The following is an 18,995-nucleotide window of genomic DNA, read 5'->3' as shown; positions in this document are numbered from 1 at the left end:
ATATCTTATGCCTTAACCCACTTTTCTCTTTTCCATTTGAGAAATTTCTTGTTGTTTTAACAGGTTGCGCTGTATTTTACCACTCGATGTTTTTGGTAGCTGACTTACAAATTCGATTTCTTTAGGATAAGCGTGTTTAGATAAACGCGAACGCACATAGGTTTGTAATTTATCTTTAAGTAGCTCAGAAGCCATATACTGATCTTTAAGTACCACGAACGCTTTGACAATTTCAGTGCGTTCAGGATCAGGTTTACCCACGACGCAGATTCGAGTACCTCTTCGCACTCAAGCAGGGTACTTTCTACATCAAACGGACCTACCCGATATCCCGATGTAGTAATTACATCGTCAGCACGTCCAATAAAATCGATTCCACCCAATTCGTTTAGCTTGACTGTATCGCCTGTCAAATAATATTTTCCAGCAAAGGCTTTACGATTATGCCCGTCATATCCTTTAAACCAGAATAAGGGAGACTGCTCGCAGTCAAGTCCCAAAATTCCAATACCGCCCTCGCCGAGTTCCTGATGTTGCGAGTCCAATACTACAAAACGGTGCCCGGGTATGGCATAACCAGCAGAACCCACCTTTTTAGGATGCTCCAGGCCATGATGATTGGCAATTACCATACCCAGTTCAGTTTGGCCGTATTGATCATAGATATTGACCCCCAAACTATCTTTAAACCAGTGAATGACTTCTGGTGTTAAAGGCTCACCAGCACTGCTGACCACACGTAGATGCTCACTGATTTTCTCGTCAAATTTGTGTTTGAATCCAAAAAACATGCGAAATGCCGTAGGCGACCCAGTCAGATTACTGACCCGATACTTGCGAATGACTTCCAATGCATGATCTACCGTAAAACCTCGCTCATCCATAATAATACTATGACCTAGGCTTAATGGCCCTGTAACACCATAATACAGTCCATAGGCCCAGCCCGGATCAGCAAGATTCCAGAATGAATCCTGTTCTTGCAAATCGACAGCATGCTGCATATAACCTTTGAACGCTACCATTGCTTTTAGCGGAACCGGCACAGACTTGGCCAGACCAGTTGTGCCTGAGGTAAACATCATCAGGAAATCATCTTCAAAGCTGCGCATAGTCGCTGGACAGTCTTCAGGATACTGCTTGAGTATTTGCCAAAAATCTCTTTCATTCTCCAGATGAGGCACAGAATGTTCTTCAAGATTGACTGTAAGAATTGATGGAATACTAATTCCTTTTAGTTTGGTTCGCTGTTCGTGATGAGTCACTACCAGACGAGTATTGGCTGTGGTTAATCTGTGCTCAATTGCTTTAGATTCAAATGCAGTAAATAGTGGCTGATAGACTGCCCCAATACGCCATGTGGCTAAAATTGTAATCAGTAATTCCACTGTTCTTGGCATTAGCCCTGCAATACAGTCTCCCGGCTGAATATTTAATGATTTGAAATAATTTGCCAATTGGCCTGACGCCTGAGCCAGCTGATCAAAACTGTACTCGGCCTTTTGGCCGTCTTTACCTTGCCAGTACAGGGCAATACGGTTAGAACCCGTATAACGCTCACAACACTCTATATAGGCGTTGACAGCTTCAGGCGTACCCACAAGTTGTTGCTGAATTACCTGTTGCAGATCAAAATCCTGATATGCCTGTTCTAGTGTCTTCATCCCGATGACCTCTTGTTCCTGTAAGGCCACAGATCACTTGTGATCCGCCATAGCTCTATTTTTATTGTTATGTCACTGCTTCAGTTTTTGAGACTTCAGCTTCTATATAAATTTGATTTACTTAAAATAAAGCTTGCAGGTTTTGGTGACAATTTCCAAAACTGTCAAATAAGCTGCCATATTCAGCCTATGAATCAAATTATCCAGGCTGATCATGATAGTTTTTAATCTAAAAAGAGGTGGAGTTTCAGATTTTCGTGACTTCGCGTGCAATCACCAGTCTCTGAATATCTGATGCACCTTCATAAATCTGGCTAACCCGAACATCCCGATAGATACGCTCGACCGGAAAATCAGTTACATAGCCATAGCCCCCATGAATTTGTATAGAATCTGAACAGACCCGCTCTGCCATGGTAGAGGCAAACAGTTTCGCCATTGAGGCTTCTTTCAAACACGGCAGACCAGCATCTTTCAGACTAGCTGCATGAAAAACCAGCTGCCGGGCTGCTTCAATTTGTGTAGCCATATCTGCTAGACGAAAAGCCACTGCCTGATGCTGCACAATTTCTACACCAAAAGCCTTACGTTCATTCGCATACTGTACAGCAGCGTCTAAAGCAGCACGCGCCATTCCTACAGATTGCGCTGCAATTCCTATACGGCCTGCTTCCAGATTCGAAAGTGCAATCTTGTAACCTTCTCCTTCCTTACCCAGCAAATTTTCCGCAGGAATCCTGCAGTTTTCAAAAATAATTGTGGCCGTATCTGAGGCATGCTGTCCCATTTTATCCTCAATATTTGCGACCACATAACCAGGTATATGAGTCGGTACTAAAAAGCACGAGATACCTTTTTTGCCTGCGGTTTTATCTGTAACTGCAAAAACCAACGCAACCTGTGCATGTTTACCTGAGGTAATAAACTGTTTGGTGCCATTAATGACCCATTCATCACCGTCACGTTCAGCACGGCAACTGATAGCACTTGCATCTGAACCAACATGCGGTTCAGTCAGACAAAAGCAGCCCAGCCATTCACCTGAGGCGAAGCGGGTCAGATACTCCTGCTTTTGTGCCTCAGTGCCATATGCATAGGTAATACCACAAGGCAATGAATTCTGTACGCTAATGATGGTTGAAATTGCACCATCACCTGCCGCTATTTCCTCTAGAGCAAGCACCAGTGAAATATAGTCAAGTCCAGCTCCACCCCATTCAACTGGTATCGCCATACCAAAAGCACCCAGCTCAGCCAGCTCTTTAAGTTCCTGAGCAGGAAATTCATGCGTTTTATCACGGTGGGCAGCAGTGGGTTTCAGTTTTTGCTGTGAATAATCACGAAGCATGTCCTGAACCATACGTTGCTCGGCAGTTAAAATCATCAGCTTACTTCCTTGTATTATTTGGCAGCCATACGGATTGCACCGTCCAGACGAATTACTTCCCCATTCAAATAGGTATTTTCAACAATATGAGCAACCAGTTTGGCAAACTCTGCGGGTTTAGCTAATCGTGGTGGAAACGGTACCATTTGTCCTAATGCTTCCTGCACTTTCTCTGGCAGGCCTTGTAGCATTGGAGTCTCCATGATACCTGGCGCAATAGTCATGACCCGAATAGCGTGTTGTGCCAATTCACGGGCCAGCGGCAAGGTCATAGCCACCACAGCACCTTTAGAGGCCGAATATGCAGCCTGCCCGACCTGTCCTTCAAATGCCGCTACAGATGCCGTATTAATGATAATACCGCGCTCTTCCTCCCCTTCTTCAATAGAGTTTCTGGACATTAACTCTGCTGCAAAGCGCAGCATGTTAAAACTACCAGTTACATTGATGTCCAAAGCACGTTGAAACAGAGCGAGCTCATGTAGCCCATTTTTCCCCAGTATTTTGGCTGAAGGTGCAATCCCGGCACAGTTGATTAAGCCGTGCAATGCACCAAACTGTTGTGAGATATTGATAAAAAGCTGCTGGACAGTGGACTCATCTGTGACATCGAGTTTTACAAACTGGGCTTTTTGTCCCAGTTCCTGAACCATCTGCTCACCGGCATCCTGATTCATGTCGACCAGAATTACTTGCGCACCCTGTCCGGTCAATTGTCGTGCTGAGGCAGCACCCAAGCCTGAAGCACCACCCGTAATAACAAATACTTTTCCCTGAGTTTTCATATTTTTCGATCCGGCTGTCGATATTTTTCAAATAAAACGTTTAGTTAAATGCAGGGTAATGGCTCTCTATTTACAGTACAATTTCCAAATTGTGCAATTGGGATGCCAGTTTTGGGCAATCTGCCAACTGCTCTACGAACAATTATTCATGATGGGATCAAGTGAAAATATAATGGACCGGACAGATTTAGAAGAAAGCAAAGGAACGATATCCGTCAGTCTGGTTCATGAAGCCTTGATGGTGGCCTATAGCCGTGGACTTGATACCCGGCTCATTCTGCAAAAAGCAGAAATAGCACCTGAAATTCTGCACTCAGCCAAAGCACGTATTCCGGTTTCAGCATATGCCCGTCTCTGGACTGCACTGGCTGATCACATGAATGATGAGTTCTTCGGGATGGATAGCCATCCCATGCGTCGTGGTAGTTATCAGTTACTCAGTAAAATGCTACTACAGGCGGAGACACTTGAAAAAGCAGTTCAGGATATGCTGAAGTTTCTGAACTTTATACTGGATAATTTACAGGTTGAGCTTCAGCTTGAACAAGATAAAGCTTATCTGGTGCTGCATGATCAAGGTCCAGTTAAACGGATGTTCAGTTATGCGACTTATCTGATGCTAGTACATGGCTTAATATGCTGGTTGAGTAGCCAGCGTGTAATATTGGATAAAATTGAACTGCGGTGCATGCAGCCTCTAGATGATCAGGACTATCGAGTTCGGTTCTGTGAAAAAATCTACTATGGCGCTTCTCAAAACCGGATTGAGTTTAGCCGGCATTATCTCGAAATAAAAATTAAGAAAGATAAAAATGCCTGGTACGATTTTTTAAAGCATACTCCCCAGAATCTTCTGGTTCGTTATAAAAATCCTGATTCCTTAAGCTTTAGTATTCGTAAATACTTAAGTGAGCTTATACCAGCAGAGTGGCCGGAACTTACCGACATTGCTGCTCGCTTTAATCTGTCAGAAACCACTATGCATCGACGTTTAAAATATGAAGGTGTAAGCTATCAGCAGCTAAAAAATGATATCCGCCGTGATATAGCCATTGAATATCTGACCCATACTGATCTTTCATTACAAGATATTAGTGAACAACTTGACTTTCATGATGCCAGTGCTTTTCACCGTGCCTTCAAGAAGTGGACAGGGGTCAGTCCGGGTACTTATCGACAGAATCGGAGCAAGCTCTAACTTGCACTTTAAAGAGAATGACCATAAAAACAGTCTGTGGTCAGCGAAGAAATTTCTTTTATAGCTTGCGGGATAACTTTAATTATCTATTAATTATATAAATCTCTTTTAGTTTCTGTCATCTACTTAAAACAGCTTTAAATAGTTAAAATAGAATGGCAATACTTTTTATCGGCTGAGAGATGGCGTTAAATATTGTTTCCCACTCCTGTAATTTTCGTAATTATCCTGCTCAGGATACCGAAAAAACAACAGGCCACTTGATGAAATTTATAGAAAGCTAAGGCTTAGGTTAGCAAAATTATGACCAGTAAATAAAAGGCTCCTAATGAAGCCCCGATATAAATAAGTTTCGATCAGATTAGCTGACCCAATGTAACTCGATCATTGCCATTATAGTCTTTTACAGTACGAACCGACTCGAACCCTTTATTCTCAAAGAAAGAGCGTACGGCTTCTGCTTGTTCATACCCATGCTCCAGTACAATCCAGCCTTTCGGTCTTAACCAGCTTTTACCCTGCTCAATAATCGTCTCCAAATCAGCCAGACCTTGCTTAAGCGCAACGAGAGCCCGTACTGGCTCTGTGGCCAGATATTTCATATGTCGATCTTCTGCATCGATATACGGTGGATTGGATACGATTAAATCAAACATAGGCTCAGGTAACTGGTTCAATGCTGCAAACCAGGCTCCACAAGCAAACTCTACCTGCTGTAAACCATGTTTATCTGCATTTTCACGGGCAACTGTAAGGGTGGGCATATAAACATCAGTAGCCAGAACCGACCAGTGAGGTTTTTCTGAGGCTAGCGCCAGAGCAATGGCACCTGTACCTGTGCCTAAATCCACCATATTGGTTTCTTCAGGCAAGTCCAGCATCAAAGCAGTTTCGACCAGTACTTCAGTATCTGGCCGTGGTACCAGTGTATCTCGGGTCACTTTCAGATCAAGTGTCCAAAATGGCTGTGAACCAAGAATATATGCGAGAGGTTCGCCGGCTTCCAGTCGAGCCAATGCAGCCAGATAAGCATGCTGCTGCTCGGCCGTCAGCTCTTTATCCTGACGGAACCTGAACTCAAACATTTTTATATTTAGAATATGTTCAAGTAGCCAGATATTTTCCTGACGTTCATAGCTGTCTGGTATACCCCGAACCGTCAAGGCCTCACTAAGTTTCATTAGCCGCCATTTTCCTGTGCCAGCATTGCCAGCTGATCAGCCTGATATTCACGATGCAAGCTATCTAAAAGCTCATTTAGATCACCTTCCATAATGGCATCTAGCTTGTACAATGTGAGATTAATACGATGATCAGTCATCCGTCCCTGCGGATAGTTATAGGTACGAATACGTTCAGAGCGGTCGCCCGAACCCACCAGATCACGGCGCATTTCAGAAGTGGCAGATTCTTGCGCAGCACGTTTAGCATTCTCTAAACGTGAAACCAGAAGTGACATCGCTTTGGCTTTATTCTTATGCTGCGAACGCTCTTCCTGACATTCAACTACTGTGCCAGTAGGAATATGGGTAATACGTACAGCTGAGTCAGTTTTATTAATGTGCTGACCACCGGCACCTGATGCACGATAAGTATCAATACGTAAATCAGCCGGATTGATGTCTACTGTGGTATCCACATCTACTTCAGGAAGTATCGCTACAGTACATGCTGAAGTGTGTACCCGCCCCTGGGATTCTGTGGCTGGTACACGCTGTACTCGATGTGCACCGCTTTCAAATTTCATGCGACCATAAACACCATCACCATCGACACGACAGATTATTTCTTTATAACCGCCATGTTCACCTTCATTCTCAGAGAGAATTTCAAGCCGCCATCCACATGATTCCGCATATTTACTATACATACGGAACAGGTCACCAGAGAAAATTGCCGCCTCATCACCGCCTGTTCCAGCACGAATTTCCAGATATGCGGCATTGGCATCATTTGGGTCTTTTGGAATCATCAGAATATTAAGCTGACTTTCAAGTGACTCTATCAGGGCCCGGTTCTCTCTAATTTCTTCCTGAGCCATTTCTTTAAAGTCAGGGTCAGAAAGCATGGCTTCAGCTGTTTCAATATCTGCTTCAGCCTGACGATATTTGGCCCAAACTTCGGTAATTTCAGTTAGATCACTATGTTCCCGGGACAGCTTGCGAAAGCGTTTATTATCAGAAATAACTTCAGCATCTGCCAGCAGTGCGGTCAGCTCTTCATAACGGTCAGATAACTGATCAAGGCGTAAACGTAGCGATTCTTTCATCTTTTAATATGTCTCAAGTCAAACAGCATTCGACTGTTAAAAGCGATCAAACAGTCTGCCATATCAGAAAATTGCGCATAGTGTACCGATTCTGACTTTTAAAAGACATCATTATTGGCAGGTAACACTTTGCCTCTATAATTTTTTTAGAGATATGGAGGCTAATCTTCAGAATTCTTCCATATTTGCTTTAAAAATCTAGTTATTTGCCGTGATTTTAGACGTTTTTAATAGAAAGCATACAAAGCTGAAACCAAACACTATAAATACAGAGACAGCTCTCCATATTTAGTACGAATCGTTTTGTTACATTTCTCACAACGAAAGCATAAGCCTCAAAAGTTCTGAGCACATGGAGAACAAAATGAAATTAAATACAGTTTTATTAAGTGCAGCCTTAGCAACTACATCAATGTTGACTGTAAATGCGTATGCAGACAACACCACTCGTGTTGCAGCAGCAAGTGCGCTCGGAAGTGTAGCAGGCACAGCATTAGGTAGAAATATGGGTGGTAACACTGGTGCAATGATTGGTTCGGCACTAGGTGGTGCAGGTGGTGCAGCCGTAGCGAGTAATAAACGTAACCGTACTGAATCTGCGATTGGTGGTGGTGTAGGTGGTGTAGGTGGTTATGCCCTGGGTAAACAGATGGGTGGTTCAACTGGTGGCCTGATCGGTTCCGCACTGGGAGCAGCCGGGGGAGCAGCTTTAGGCAATAAAATTGCTAAAGATAAAGACGATGACCGCCGTTATTATAACTCCCGCCAATGGAATAAAAAATACCGTCGTCACCGTTAATAATAGCAGTCAAGATTCAAGCACCTTCGGGTGCTTTTTTAATGCATAAGACGGGTATGCACAATTACGGATAAATTAAGGATAAGCAAAATACAATTTCATAACGTTATCTTCATGCTGAGTCAGGTTTGCACTATTAATTTTAAGTTATAGAAACTAGATTCAGATATATTTACAGGTGTACTCATGAACTATAAAACTCTAATGATTGCTGTTGTAGCAACCTCAGCCATGGGTATGACAGCAGCTAATGCAGGTAATGCAACCAATACTGCAATTACATCCGCTTTAGGCGGTGTAGTAGGTGCCGCAATTGGGCAGCACATGGGTGGACAAACAGGAGCAATGATTGGCTCAGCTGTAGGTGGCGGTGCCGGTGCTGCCGTTTCCAGCAATAAGCGCGACCGTAATGGCGCAATTATTGGAGGTGCCCTGGGTGCCGGAGCAGGTTATAGCGTTGGAAAGAATATGGGCGGTACAAATGGTGGTTATATTGGTGCGGCGCTAGGTTCTGCCGGCGGCTCAGTATTAGGCCAGCGTGTAAGTGAAGACCGTCGTTATGATGACCGGGATGAGCGTCGTTATAGCTCAAATCGTTATCGTTACAATGATTACCGCTACAACAACAACCGCTATACTGATAATGGCCGTCATTTAGGTCATTATAAAAATGGTAAACGTTACTAATTAATTTCCCAGTTATCTCTTTAAGCATCTTCGGATGCTTTTTTTATTTTTGTATTTATATCGTTTTTTATCGATATACAAAACCTGTTTAACGTCGTATGCTTTTCAGTAATTGTCTTAATCTGGAATCATCATGCCTAATCTTGTCAACACTCGATTTTCTATTCTGGAATTGGTTCCTGTCCGTGATGACAAGACCGTTCGCTTCTCCCTCGAACATTCTCTTGAATTAGCCCAACATGCTGAAAAGCTAGGCTATGAGCGTTTATGGTTGGCTGAACATCATAATATGGACGGGATTGCCAGTTCGGCAACTGCTGTTCTGCTCGGATATATCTTGGCCAATACAGAGCATTTACGCGTCGGTTCAGGTGGAATTATGTTGCCTAACCATGCACCACTGGTCGTTGCTGAACAGTTTGGTACTCTAGCGACCTTATATCCGGATCGGGTTGAATTGGGTCTGGGCCGTGCTCCAGGCACAGATCAGGTAACTATGCGTGCTCTACGTCGTGGTCGGCAGGAAACTGAAGACCAGTTTCCACAGGATGTACAGGAAATCCTGCACTACTTTAAAGAACCTCAACCCGGACAAAGAATTGTAGCAACACCAGGACAGGGAACGCATGTACCTGTGTGGCTATTAGGTTCTAGCCTGTTCAGTGCACAGCTGGCAGCAAGGCTCGGGCTCCCCTACTCTTTTGCTTCTCATTTTGCACCGCGTATGCTTGGTCAGGCCATTCAGCTTTATAGAGAAAATTTTGAACCCTCCGAGTATCTTGAAAAACCTTATGTTTCTATGGGCGTACCGGTCGTCGTTGCACCTACAGATGAAGAAGCAAACTATCTGGCTACCAGTGCCTATCAGCGTGTTCTAGGGCTTATTCGTGGTCAGAGCCTCAAACTTAAACCACCTGTAGAAAGTATGGATGGCTTGTGGACACCAGCTGAACAGCTCTCTGTACGTAACTTTTATGCAATGGGCCAGATTGGCTCCCCTGCTACTGTTAAAGCCGGCTTAGAACAGTTGCTGCATGATTATGAAGTTGATGAGTTTATTTTTACCTGTGATATTTATGACACTCAAAAACGACTTGAAACGTTTAGCTTACTGATGGATCTTAAGCATTCTGCCTAATGAGATTCTATTTAAAGATAAGGCTTGTCCTAAAATGACAAGCCTTTCTTTTATTATCAATAATTTAGCTAAAAAATTATTCAACAATCAATACTTTACTTCATTGACTTTTTTGTCCATCAAGTTTAAGCATTTCTGCCTATTCTTTTAGTGCTACAGCTTCCTACACTATTAAAAAATAGAAAATACAGGAAGACAGCTATGGCAACTATCGATCTGGAAAAAATGCTGCAAAAGGTCAAAAGTACTCAGTGGTGTTTATCCGATATTGACTGGAATGCGCCAGGTCGGGAAAAAATTACCGCAGAATAATGGCCAAAACTAAAAGACTTTATGGCTGATCTGATGTGGATCGAACATGTGGGTGCACGGGCATTTTCAGCTATGTCAAAAAAAGCACCTAATGCAACCCTACGCGAAATGTATGCCATTTTCCATGCTGAAGAACAACGCCATGCGAATGCAGAAATGGCACTGATGAAACGCTGGGGAATGCTTGAGAGCGATATCCCCAAACCCAACAAGAATTTGCGCCTGATTATTGAATGGCTCGATACCTATGCCGATGATATGCCCTTTTATATTCTTGGTGCAGTTATCCCAATGCTTGAAGTCGCTCTGGATGGTGCATTGTGTAAATTTTTACTTGATACAGTAGATGACCCGGTCTGTCATCAGGCATTTGAGCTGATCAATGCGGATGAAGCACGGCATCTAGGTGTAGGTTTCAGTGTCATGGAGCAGCAGGGAATGCATAAAAATCTGATTCAGCTAGGCCAGATGGCAGCTCGCATTGTTGATCCGCGTTTAGTACTGGGTATTTTAGCCTACTTACCCCTGATCAATAAAATGCGCGACAATATTGTTAAACTGGGCTTACCTGAAGATAACCTGTATCAAGCAATGAATAAATTCACTCGAATCGGCGGACGTACACAACAAGGACGACGTAATCCATGGTTCCAAATTATTAACTGGCATGCTAAAAATGTCATTAACCGAGACAGGAAATTTTTTCATATTCCCGTTGATGCAATGGTGAGTATGACTGACAAGCTTCCAGAAAAGGCTTTACCTCGGATTCCTTCTTGGATATATGAATTAACTTCAGAATCAAAAGCTGCATCCTAACAATAAAAATTGAGGCATAAAATGAATACTAAATCCAAGGACCCGCATAAACCGGTTATTTTTCAGAATATTGCCAAGGACTTTGAGAGTTTCCGTGGCCAGCTTATTTCATCAGAGCATATTGACCAGTATGATTTAAGCGATTTGAAAGTTGCAATTATTGGTGCCGATCAGGCTACTGTTAGTAAGCTGGAAAGTATCTGTCAAAAAGCACAGTTTGTTAAAGTTTTCCAGATTACTCCCCATTTTATCTTGCCTAAGACCCAGAGTCATATTCACAAACTGATTTCTCATCCGTTAATTATCAAAAATCGCCGCTTATTTAATAATCGTATTAAAAGTCTGCTGGCTATCCGCCATCTTGAGGCCCAAGTTAAAGAAACGTGGTTAAGACGCCAATTGACACCAAATACAGGTGCAGAAAATAAAAAGTTTTTTAAATCGGATAATTACTACATAGCCCTGCAACGCGATAACTGTAAACTGATCACCTGGCCTGTGGTCAGAATTAATGCCGATTCCATACAGAGTATGGAAGGTGTCGAACATCTAATAGACGTAATTATTACCACTTATGTTTAAAATTAAAATAAATAAAAAAGAGGCAATCAAGGCCTCTTTTTTTACCCAAAAGATTTTTACTGCACCGTACCCTGATAATGGTAAGCCGTTGCGGCCTTAACATAGCGCAAATATTGTGAAGTCAATTTCCCGGATGCCTGAATGACACGGATATCAATATACTTCAGGTCTTTTGATACCCGAATAAATTGCTGCGGTAGCTGTTGGTAATCTTCAAATGCTGGCTGATTTTCAGGGAAATTCGCACGATCATACTCGACGGCAATCTCACTTAACTTTTTAGTTTTTGTCTCAAAGATCTGTACAGGACGAAGTTTTTGCCGAGAAAGTTGCAACGCCTGAATACTATAAGCACCTTCACGACTGCTTCCAATGACGATGTCGCGCACTAAATAGACAGTCATATTTTTAAAGTTTGTTTGATAGACATTCTGAACCAGGCTGGCAGTTGGTACTTGCTGGGTCATAATACGCTTTCCTGAATTGATCTGTACCCAAGTCTCAAATTCACGCATGGTGCCACCCGATGAAATATCAAAACTATAAAATTTTAATTTTTTGTCAGGACTATAATTAATAGACAATTTACCTGCATCAACCAGCTGTTTGAACGAATAATTAAAGCTTGCAGGATTGCTGAGCAACTGTTTCTGTATAGCTTCGGCTATTTGCTGATTATACTGATCTGCATCTATACGGCTATTTATCTCAGTTTGCTGATACTGCTTGAGCAATCCACTTTCAAATTGACTCAGAGTTTGTGCGTAACTTGAAAAAGAAAAGCTCAGTAAACTTGCGAGTAAAATTTTCTTTAACATTGCTGCTCACTTTAATGATTTACATTTTAACAAGCTAAAAGTCTTTATACAAAATAGCAGTATGAGTTCTGTCATACTGCTGTGTAACACATTTATCCAATACGGCGTTTAAGTCCAGTCATCTGTAAAATACGGGTAGAAATTTCTTCAATCGACATTTCTGAGACATTCAGGTATTTAATTCCTTCAGAAATATAAATTCCCTCTACCGCACGTAATTCCATCTGGCACTGGCTAAAACTTGCATAGCGGCTATTGGCCTTACGTTCAGTACGAATGGCAACCAGCCGCTCTGCATCAATCATCAATCCAAATAATTTATGCTTATGTGCTTTAAGTACTGCTGGTAAGCGGTTATCGTCCAGATCCTCTTCAGTCAATGGATAGTTTGCTACCCTGATACCAAACTGGAGCGACAGGTAAATTGAAGTAGGTGTTTTCCCTGAACGGGAAACTCCAATTAAAATAAGATCAGCTTTATCATAATGACGGGTACGTGCTCCATCATCATTATCTAAGGCAAAATGTACTGCATCAATACGCGCTTTATAAGATTCAGAATCTGTTACAGCGTGCGTTTGCCCGACCAAAGTCGTTGGAGGTGTGCCAAGTACATCGGAAAGCTTACTGATAAGGCCCTCAAATACGTCCAGATTTACTGCATTAGCCGTATTGATAATATCACGCACGTTAGGGTCAACCAGCGTATCAAATACCAAAGGCTGCTCGCCTTCTTGATCTGCACGGGTATTAATTTCTTCGACGACTTTGGTTGCAGCCTCTTCAGTAGTGATATAAGGGATGATGTGTATATCAAAATCAACATGAGGAAACTGAGCTAATAAGGAGTGACCTAAGGTTTCAGCGGTGATCGCAGTGCCATCAGAAATAAAAAACACACTCCGCTTAATTTGTTTACCTTCTGTCATTAAAATTCTCCTCAAACATTTGTCTTAGTACTATATAATCTTTATAGTAAACCGATCTTACATGACTGTCGCTTAGTAAAATCAAAAACCTAAGCGCTTTAAGATAATTTCATGCCAAGATAGTGATTAATACAGCAAAAGTGGAGTAACAACTTTGGAAGCGCGCGTAATCGGTCTGGAAAAACTAGGGAAACACGACGTTGAACTCGTGGGTGGGAAAAACTCATCTTTGGGTGAAATGATCAGCCATTTATCCAATGCTGGTGTATCGGTACCTGGTGGTTTTGCTACAACTGCTGCTGCCTATCGTGAATTTCTCGAACAGAGCGGCCTGAACGCTAAGATTCAAGCTGAACTTGCTCAATTAAATGTTGATGATGTTAATGCGCTGGCCGAAACCGGAGCTAAAATTCGTCAATGGATTGTTGAGACTCCACTTACTGCAGAATTAGAAAAAGAAGTTCGTGAAGCTTTTGCAGCTCTCTCAAACGGCAACCCTGATATCGCGGTTGCCGTTCGTTCTTCTGCGACTGCCGAAGATTTACCAGATGCATCATTTGCAGGCCAGCAGGAAACCTTCCTGAATATTCGTGGTATTGACAATGTGCTGATTGCTATCAAGGAAGTTTTTGCTTCTCTCTTTAATGATCGCGCCATTGCTTATCGTGTGCACCAAGGTTTTGAACACAGCTTAGTTGCGCTCTCTGCTGGTATTCAACGTATGGTTCGCTCAGAGACAGGTGCTGCAGGTGTAATGTTTACACTTGATACCGAATCTGGTTTCCGTGATGTTGTATTTATCACTGCTTCTTATGGATTAGGCGAAATGGTTGTTCAGGGTGCAGTAAACCCTGATGAATTTTATCTGTCTAAACCTTTATTAACAGGCGGTAAGCACGCGGTCTTACGTCGCAACCTTGGCTCCAAGCACCAGAAAATGATTTATGGTGATGAAGGTTCTGCCGGTAAGTCAGTGGTTGTGGTCGATGTTGAAAAACAGGAACGCCAGCAGTTTGCACTGAATGATCATGAATTACATGAACTGGCTAAACAGGCCCTTATCATTGAAGAGCATTATGGCTCACCAATGGATATTGAATGGGCAAAAGATGGCGATGATGGCCAGCTTTATATTGTTCAGGCACGTCCTGAAACCGTGAAAAGCCGTCAAGATGTGGGCACAATGGAACGTTATCTGCTAAAACAGCGTGGTAGCGTGATCTGTGAAGGCCGCTCTATTGGCCAGCGTATCGGTTCAGGTAAAGTTCGTATTGTAACTTCCATAAAAGAAATGGACAAAGTACAAGAAGGCGATGTTCTGGTATCAGATATGACTGATCCTGACTGGGAACCAGTCATGAAACGTGCTGCTGCCATTATTACCAACCGTGGTGGGCGTACCTGTCACGCAGCAATTATTGCACGTGAACTTGGTGTTCCTGCCATTGTAGGTTGCGGCAATGCGACTGAAGTACTGGCAGATGGTCAGGAAGTTACCGTCTCATGTGCTGAAGGTGATACTGGCTTCATTTATGAAGGTGCACTCGACTTTGAAGTTCAGCGCAACTCAATCGAATCTATGCCGAAGCTTCCATTCAAGATTATGATGAATGTGGGTAACCCAGACCGTGCCTTTGATTTTGCACAAATGCCAAATGAAGGAATTGGTCTTGCTCGCCTAGAGTTTATCATTAACCGCATGATTGGTGTGCACCCTAAAGCCCTGCTTAATATCGACAGCCTGCCACGTGAAACCCGCGCAGCAGTTATGGCACGCACAGCAGGCTATTCTTCTCCAGTTGAATTCTATATAGAAAAACTGGTCGAAGGAATTGCAACACTTGCAGCTGCATTTGCAGACAAGCCTGTTATTGTCCGTATGTCCGACTTCAAGTCAAATGAATATGCCAACCTGATTGGTGGCAAATTATATGAACCGGAAGAAGAAAACCCGATGCTGGGCTTCCGTGGTGCAAGCCGCTATGTTTCTGACAACTTCCGTGACTGTTTTGAGCTGGAATGCCGTGCACTTAAAAAAGCACGTGATGAAATGGGTCTGACTAACATCCAGATCATGATTCCATTCGTACGCACTGTTACTGAAGCAAAACGTGTTATTGAACTACTAGCTCAGAATGGACTTAAACGTGGCGAGAATGGCCTTAAAGTAATCATGATGTGTGAATTACCAACCAATGCACTTTTGGCTGAGCAGTTCCTTGAACATTTTGATGGCTTCTCTATCGGTTCTAATGATTTAACACAGCTTACTCTTGGTCTAGACCGTGACTCTGGTATTGTTTCCCACCTGTTTGATGAACGTGACCCAGCAGTTAAAGCCCTATTGTCTATGGCTATTCATGCTTGTCGTAAAGCAGGCAAATATGTAGGGATTTGTGGTCAGGGCCCTTCCGACCATCCAGATCTGGCGAAATGGTTAATGGAACAGGGTATCGAGTCGGTTTCACTTAATCCGGACTCTGTTTTGGATACCTGGTTCTTTCTTGCTGAAGAAAAAATTAAACAGTCTTAATTAAATATATGTAATAAAAAAGGCCCAACAGGGCCTTTTTTATTACAATTAACACCAGTTTAAGCAGTCTTATTAAAAGTAAATAAATAATTTAGATAGGTAGAAATTGCTTACTTTTTCTGGACGCAACTTTATAGAGACAGACAATCAAACTGTGATGATATTTTAAAATTACTTTAATGAAAGTTATGAATTTCTACAATTATTTATAATTTTTAATCTAATAGCTTAACGTCACAAGAAGCCCGATGATGATGAAAAAAGCCCAGATTAAAATGATCATTTTCTTTTGGAACTTTACTACTTCATTCTCTTCAGCTTTAAGTTCGTCCTCGAATTTTTTAGATTTTTCATACAGTTCATTGAGCGAAAAACCTTCTTGGCTACCCGGCAGGATGTTCAAATTAGTCTTAGTTACGCCCTTATAAGACTCTGTCAGGTAAAGGCTTAGTGACTGTTCTGTATGAATTCTTTCCATAATTTTCACTATATTAAAAGTTTAGATCAAATAAAAATGACTACTTAATCATGTTCTTTCTTTAAAAATTAAAATTTAAACCCACTCATTCAACTTTCAAAAAAAATACCCATACATTGAGTATGGGCAATAAACTTAAAAGTTCTTTAACTGTGACGAAGTTTACATTTACACCTCTAAAACAACAAGTAATTTATATAACAACTCATCACAAAAGCTCACATTTTAACCAAAAATTTTATTTATATCCGGAAAATAGTCATTCTTACAAGATTCAATAGGATACTAGAAAGTTAATTTTCAATCTAATTTACATCAAGATTTCTAGTTTGGCTTCTTCCCTTTAAAAATAGAAAACTTTGATTAATTGTAATGTAATAATATTTCAAAATATTACATTCGTGTTATTTATAAGATAATTGTGTTATTTATACTGCCGTCTTAAGTTATCTTATGTTCTAAATGCTTTACGATTATTCTCTTTCTGATACGTCTTATTTACATTCTACGCCTCAGCCACAGGTTATTGTAGAGTCTTCTACTCCCCACTCAGGTCCATTCGGTGGTGTCCGAGGTATGGTTTCAGATTATTTTGACCTTGATACTTTCACCAATAAATTAAAGAGTATTACTCGTCAATCCAGTACCAGTAAATGCGCTAAAAGTATTCGAGTTGCATTGCAATCTGCTGGTGCCAAAATACAGTCTCATCCTGTTGCAGCTTCAGACTGGGGAAATACTTTGCTTTCTCTGGGTTATCGTGAAATTAAACCCTCTTTTGACCATCCTAAAGAAGGTGATATTTATATAATTCATCGTACCCAAAAACATCAATATGGTCATATAGCTGGCTATAGCGGTAACAGTTGGGTTTCTGACTTTAAGCAAAAAAGTTATGATGTCTATAAAGATAAAAATGTCAGCTATTCTTATTTCAGACTAGCAAACTAGGCTGCATAATTAATCACAATCAGATTAAATCGGGATTATTAGATAATTATAATCCCGGTTTATTTTGCAATTAGACTTTTTGGTTTCTAAGCTGCCGTTGGTGTTCACATACGGAAATTAAAATATTTTTATCGTTTACTGCCAGAAACACTAGCCTGCCTTGTTATAGACTCCATCCTCTTTAACTTATCCATTTGATAAAATATGGCTTTTTAAAATATTTTGTATAAGCTTTAAGATGTTTAGCTGCACTTATATAAAATACTAATATATTCTTAAAACTCATTATTCCTGATCCATCAGGCTTAATTTTTTTAGTTATAATCTGTTTTGCCTCACTCTACTTTAAGCTGCTTCCGCTTAGTCAAATTTAAGCTTTCAGCTATCTCATATTTAAGATTTCCAAGTTCCTCCAATGTGGTTTAATATAAAAAGATTACAGCTACTTCACTTTTAAAATCTGCGTATTCCCCTGTTTACAGACAAATTTGACTAGTTATTTAGAGCAATATGTTATAAAGCAGATGAATTAAAGATATTTAATGATGTCTTTAAATATATGCAGAAAAGTTTGAGTGTATATTTTTCTTTTTTGTTTCATTTATTTCAGGTATTCGAGATTCAAAATTTATGCAGATTTATTTGGCTAGAAATAATCAACAGGCAGGCCCGTATACTCTAGAACAAGTCAATCAGATGCTTGCCAGTCAGCAGGTTTTGTTGACTGACTTAGCTTGGCATGAAGGTATGACCGAATGGAAAGCATTAGGTGAACTTACACAGGGAAAACTGAGTTATGAGCCGGCAGGCTACCAGTCTTCTCCAGCCCAGCCTGTTTTTAATAATCCTGTAATCCAGAAAACTCATGTACAAAATAAACCTAAGGTCGCAGAGAAGCAGGCTTCAATCGGCTCAAGAATACTGGCAAAAGTAATTGATCTCATGTTATGGCTACCTATAGCAGCCATACCTTCTTTTTTCCTTACCCCTACCCAGATGTCTGAGCTCACACGCATTCAGACACAAATGCAGTCTGCAGATAGCACAACGAAGGCTATAGACCTTCAAAACCAGTTTCTTGCACTTATTCCAGCTGAAGCATGGCAGGCAATGCTGGTGTATATGTTTATTATGCTTGTGATCCAGGCTGTGTTACTGGCCCGGACAGGCCAAAGTATTGGTAAAAAGTTGGCTAATATCCAGATTGTAGACGCTAATACTTCTGGTAAAGTAAATTTAACCCGTGTTTTTTTATTGAGAAGTGTCCTGGTAATCTTGCTTACACTGACAGTAGTGCCCTTTATTGCAATTATTGATGCTTTATTTGCTTTAGGACAAAAAAGACAAACCTTACATGATATGATCGCCAAAACCAAGGTTATTAAACGTACTAAGTAGTCATTCACAGGGGTAAATGGATTTACCCTTTTAATTTTTCACCACTTTGAAAATATTGATTTTTTAATACGAAAAAACCAATCCCGACCAAAAAAATCAGTTTTCTTTACAGTAATTTAAAGCCACTTTATGTGTAGCTTAGTTTGTTGATATAAGGCATAATGCCCTACAACGTAGCGGTGCCCGGTAAAAAATGATTTCTTCAATCCAGAAGCTGTTGTTTAACTGATGCGGCACTTTAATCGCTA

Annotated in this window: 16 protein-coding genes and 1 pseudogene; 9 read left to right on the top strand and 8 right to left on the bottom strand. The window is 41.3% G+C overall.

Features of this window, described 5'->3' with window-relative positions; translation table 11 throughout:
• Window positions 1–12 precede the first annotated feature (12 nt).
• From ABZP31_RS05275 to ABZP31_RS05265, 3 genes and pseudogenes are all read right to left on the bottom strand, one after another.
• Window positions 13–1,664, bottom strand: a pseudogene (locus tag ABZP31_RS05275) (AMP-binding protein).
• Between the two features lie 247 nt (window positions 1,665–1,911).
• Window positions 1,912–3,048, bottom strand: a complete 1,137-nt coding sequence (locus tag ABZP31_RS05270) for an acyl-CoA dehydrogenase family protein (RefSeq protein ID WP_248134316.1) — start codon at window positions 3,046–3,048, stop codon at window positions 1,912–1,914.
• Window positions 3,049–3,065: 17 nt separating this feature from the next.
• On the bottom strand, window positions 3,066–3,836 hold the full coding sequence (locus tag ABZP31_RS05265; protein WP_017401186.1) for an SDR family NAD(P)-dependent oxidoreductase: 771 nt from the start codon (window positions 3,834–3,836) through the stop codon (window positions 3,066–3,068).
• Between the two features lie 169 nt (window positions 3,837–4,005).
• On the opposite strand from ABZP31_RS05265, the gene ABZP31_RS05260 reads away from it, so the two are divergent.
• Window positions 4,006–5,034 carry an AraC family transcriptional regulator gene (locus tag ABZP31_RS05260; protein ID WP_248134330.1) on the top strand — a complete coding sequence of 343 codons (1,029 nt, stop codon included), beginning with the start codon at window positions 4,006–4,008 and terminating at the stop codon, window positions 5,032–5,034.
• Window positions 5,035–5,390: 356 nt separating this feature from the next.
• Here ABZP31_RS05260 and prmC read toward each other — a convergent pair whose 3' ends face one another.
• Both prmC and prfA read right to left on the bottom strand, forming a co-directional pair.
• Window positions 5,391–6,215 carry a peptide chain release factor N(5)-glutamine methyltransferase gene (gene prmC / locus ABZP31_RS05255; protein WP_248134318.1) on the bottom strand — a complete coding sequence of 275 codons (825 nt, stop codon included), beginning with the start codon at window positions 6,213–6,215 and terminating at the stop codon, window positions 5,391–5,393.
• Window positions 6,215–7,303: a peptide chain release factor 1 gene (gene prfA / locus ABZP31_RS05250; RefSeq protein WP_005014798.1), complete on the bottom strand. Its 1,089-nt coding sequence runs from the start codon at window positions 7,301–7,303 to the stop codon at window positions 6,215–6,217. Before prfA ends, prmC begins: the two co-directional genes overlap by 1 nt.
• Window positions 7,304–7,667: 364 nt before the next feature.
• Here prfA and ABZP31_RS05245 point away from each other — a divergent pair, with 364 nt between their 5' ends.
• The 5 genes from ABZP31_RS05245 to ABZP31_RS05225 all read left to right on the top strand — a co-directional run bounded on the left by ABZP31_RS05245 (window position 7,668) and on the right by ABZP31_RS05225 (window position 11,640).
• The gene (locus tag ABZP31_RS05245) at window positions 7,668–8,102 is read left to right on the top strand and encodes a glycine zipper domain-containing protein (protein ID WP_005014799.1); all 435 of its coding nucleotides are present in this window, start codon (window positions 7,668–7,670) and stop codon (window positions 8,100–8,102) included.
• Window positions 8,103–8,288: 186 nt separating this feature from the next.
• A complete protein-coding gene (locus ABZP31_RS05240) occupies window positions 8,289–8,789 on the top strand; it encodes a glycine zipper 2TM domain-containing protein (RefSeq protein ID WP_005014801.1) in 501 nt (166 codons plus the stop codon).
• Between the two features lie 133 nt (window positions 8,790–8,922).
• Window positions 8,923–9,927: an LLM class flavin-dependent oxidoreductase gene (locus ABZP31_RS05235; RefSeq protein ID WP_248134320.1), complete on the top strand. Its 1,005-nt coding sequence runs from the start codon at window positions 8,923–8,925 to the stop codon at window positions 9,925–9,927.
• 333 nt (window positions 9,928–10,260) lie between these two features.
• Window positions 10,261–11,058: a hypothetical protein gene (locus ABZP31_RS05230; protein WP_005025472.1), complete on the top strand. Its 798-nt coding sequence runs from the start codon at window positions 10,261–10,263 to the stop codon at window positions 11,056–11,058.
• Between the two features lie 21 nt (window positions 11,059–11,079).
• Entirely contained in the window at window positions 11,080–11,640 is a 561-nt protein-coding gene (locus ABZP31_RS05225; RefSeq protein WP_106438880.1) for a flavoprotein, read from the top strand.
• A 56-nt stretch (window positions 11,641–11,696) separates the two neighbouring features.
• Here ABZP31_RS05225 and ABZP31_RS05220 read toward each other — a convergent pair whose 3' ends face one another.
• Window positions 11,697–12,458 (bottom strand): hypothetical protein, encoded by a 762-nt coding sequence (locus ABZP31_RS05220; protein WP_005025467.1) that lies wholly within the window; start codon window positions 12,456–12,458, stop codon window positions 11,697–11,699.
• 92 nt (window positions 12,459–12,550) lie between these two features.
• Window positions 12,551–13,387, bottom strand: coding sequence for a pyruvate, water dikinase regulatory protein (locus ABZP31_RS05215; protein WP_005025465.1), 837 nt, complete (start codon window positions 13,385–13,387; stop codon window positions 12,551–12,553).
• 154 nt (window positions 13,388–13,541) lie between these two features.
• On the opposite strand from ABZP31_RS05215, the gene ppsA reads away from it, so the two are divergent.
• Window positions 13,542–15,920 carry a phosphoenolpyruvate synthase gene (gene ppsA, locus ABZP31_RS05210; protein ID WP_174498824.1) on the top strand — a complete coding sequence of 793 codons (2,379 nt, stop codon included), beginning with the start codon at window positions 13,542–13,544 and terminating at the stop codon, window positions 15,918–15,920.
• Between the two features lie 220 nt (window positions 15,921–16,140).
• On the opposite strand, the gene ABZP31_RS05205 is transcribed toward ppsA, so the two are convergent.
• On the bottom strand, window positions 16,141–16,398 hold the full coding sequence (locus ABZP31_RS05205; protein WP_034670094.1) for a hypothetical protein: 258 nt from the start codon (window positions 16,396–16,398) through the stop codon (window positions 16,141–16,143).
• 462 nt (window positions 16,399–16,860) lie between these two features.
• Here ABZP31_RS05205 and ABZP31_RS05200 point away from each other — a divergent pair, with 462 nt between their 5' ends.
• Both ABZP31_RS05200 and ABZP31_RS05195 read left to right on the top strand, forming a co-directional pair.
• A complete protein-coding gene (locus tag ABZP31_RS05200; RefSeq protein ID WP_005025458.1) occupies window positions 16,861–17,349 on the top strand; it encodes a hypothetical protein in 489 nt (162 codons plus the stop codon).
• 630 nt (window positions 17,350–17,979) lie between these two features.
• A complete protein-coding gene (locus ABZP31_RS05195) occupies window positions 17,980–18,747 on the top strand; it encodes an RDD family protein (RefSeq protein ID WP_005025456.1) in 768 nt (255 codons plus the stop codon).
• Window positions 18,748–18,995: the final 248 nt, after the last annotated feature.

This window comes from Acinetobacter sp. FL (genome assembly GCF_040744925.1).
GTDB classification, from domain to species: domain Bacteria; phylum Pseudomonadota; class Gammaproteobacteria; order Pseudomonadales; family Moraxellaceae; genus Acinetobacter; species Acinetobacter radioresistens.
Note: the sequence above shows the minus strand (reverse complement) of the source record. Positions and strands in the feature narration are given on the sequence as shown.

Coding starts and splice junctions, on each gene's coding strand:
- ABZP31_RS05270 (WP_248134316.1), bottom strand. CDS start 3,048: ATGATTTTAACTGCCGAGCAACGTATGGTTCAGGACATGCTTCGTGAT.
- ABZP31_RS05265 (WP_017401186.1), bottom strand. CDS start 3,836: ATGAAAACTCAGGGAAAAGTATTTGTTATTACGGGTGGTGCTTCAGGC.
- prmC (WP_248134318.1), bottom strand. CDS start 6,215: ATGAAACTTAGTGAGGCCTTGACGGTTCGGGGTATACCAGACAGCTAT.
- prfA (WP_005014798.1), bottom strand. CDS start 7,303: ATGAAAGAATCGCTACGTTTACGCCTTGATCAGTTATCTGACCGTTAT.
- ABZP31_RS05245 (WP_005014799.1), top strand. CDS start 7,668: ATGAAATTAAATACAGTTTTATTAAGTGCAGCCTTAGCAACTACATCA.
- ABZP31_RS05240 (WP_005014801.1), top strand. CDS start 8,289: ATGAACTATAAAACTCTAATGATTGCTGTTGTAGCAACCTCAGCCATG.
- ABZP31_RS05235 (WP_248134320.1), top strand. CDS start 8,923: ATGCCTAATCTTGTCAACACTCGATTTTCTATTCTGGAATTGGTTCCT.
- ABZP31_RS05230 (WP_005025472.1), top strand. CDS start 10,261: ATGGCTGATCTGATGTGGATCGAACATGTGGGTGCACGGGCATTTTCA.
- ABZP31_RS05225 (WP_106438880.1), top strand. CDS start 11,080: ATGAATACTAAATCCAAGGACCCGCATAAACCGGTTATTTTTCAGAAT.
- ABZP31_RS05220 (WP_005025467.1), bottom strand. CDS start 12,458: ATGTTAAAGAAAATTTTACTCGCAAGTTTACTGAGCTTTTCTTTTTCA.
- ABZP31_RS05215 (WP_005025465.1), bottom strand. CDS start 13,387: ATGACAGAAGGTAAACAAATTAAGCGGAGTGTGTTTTTTATTTCTGAT.
- ABZP31_RS05205 (WP_034670094.1), bottom strand. CDS start 16,398: ATGGAAAGAATTCATACAGAACAGTCACTAAGCCTTTACCTGACAGAG.
- ABZP31_RS05200 (WP_005025458.1), top strand. CDS start 16,861: ATGCTTTACGATTATTCTCTTTCTGATACGTCTTATTTACATTCTACG.
- ABZP31_RS05195 (WP_005025456.1), top strand. CDS start 17,980: ATGCAGATTTATTTGGCTAGAAATAATCAACAGGCAGGCCCGTATACT.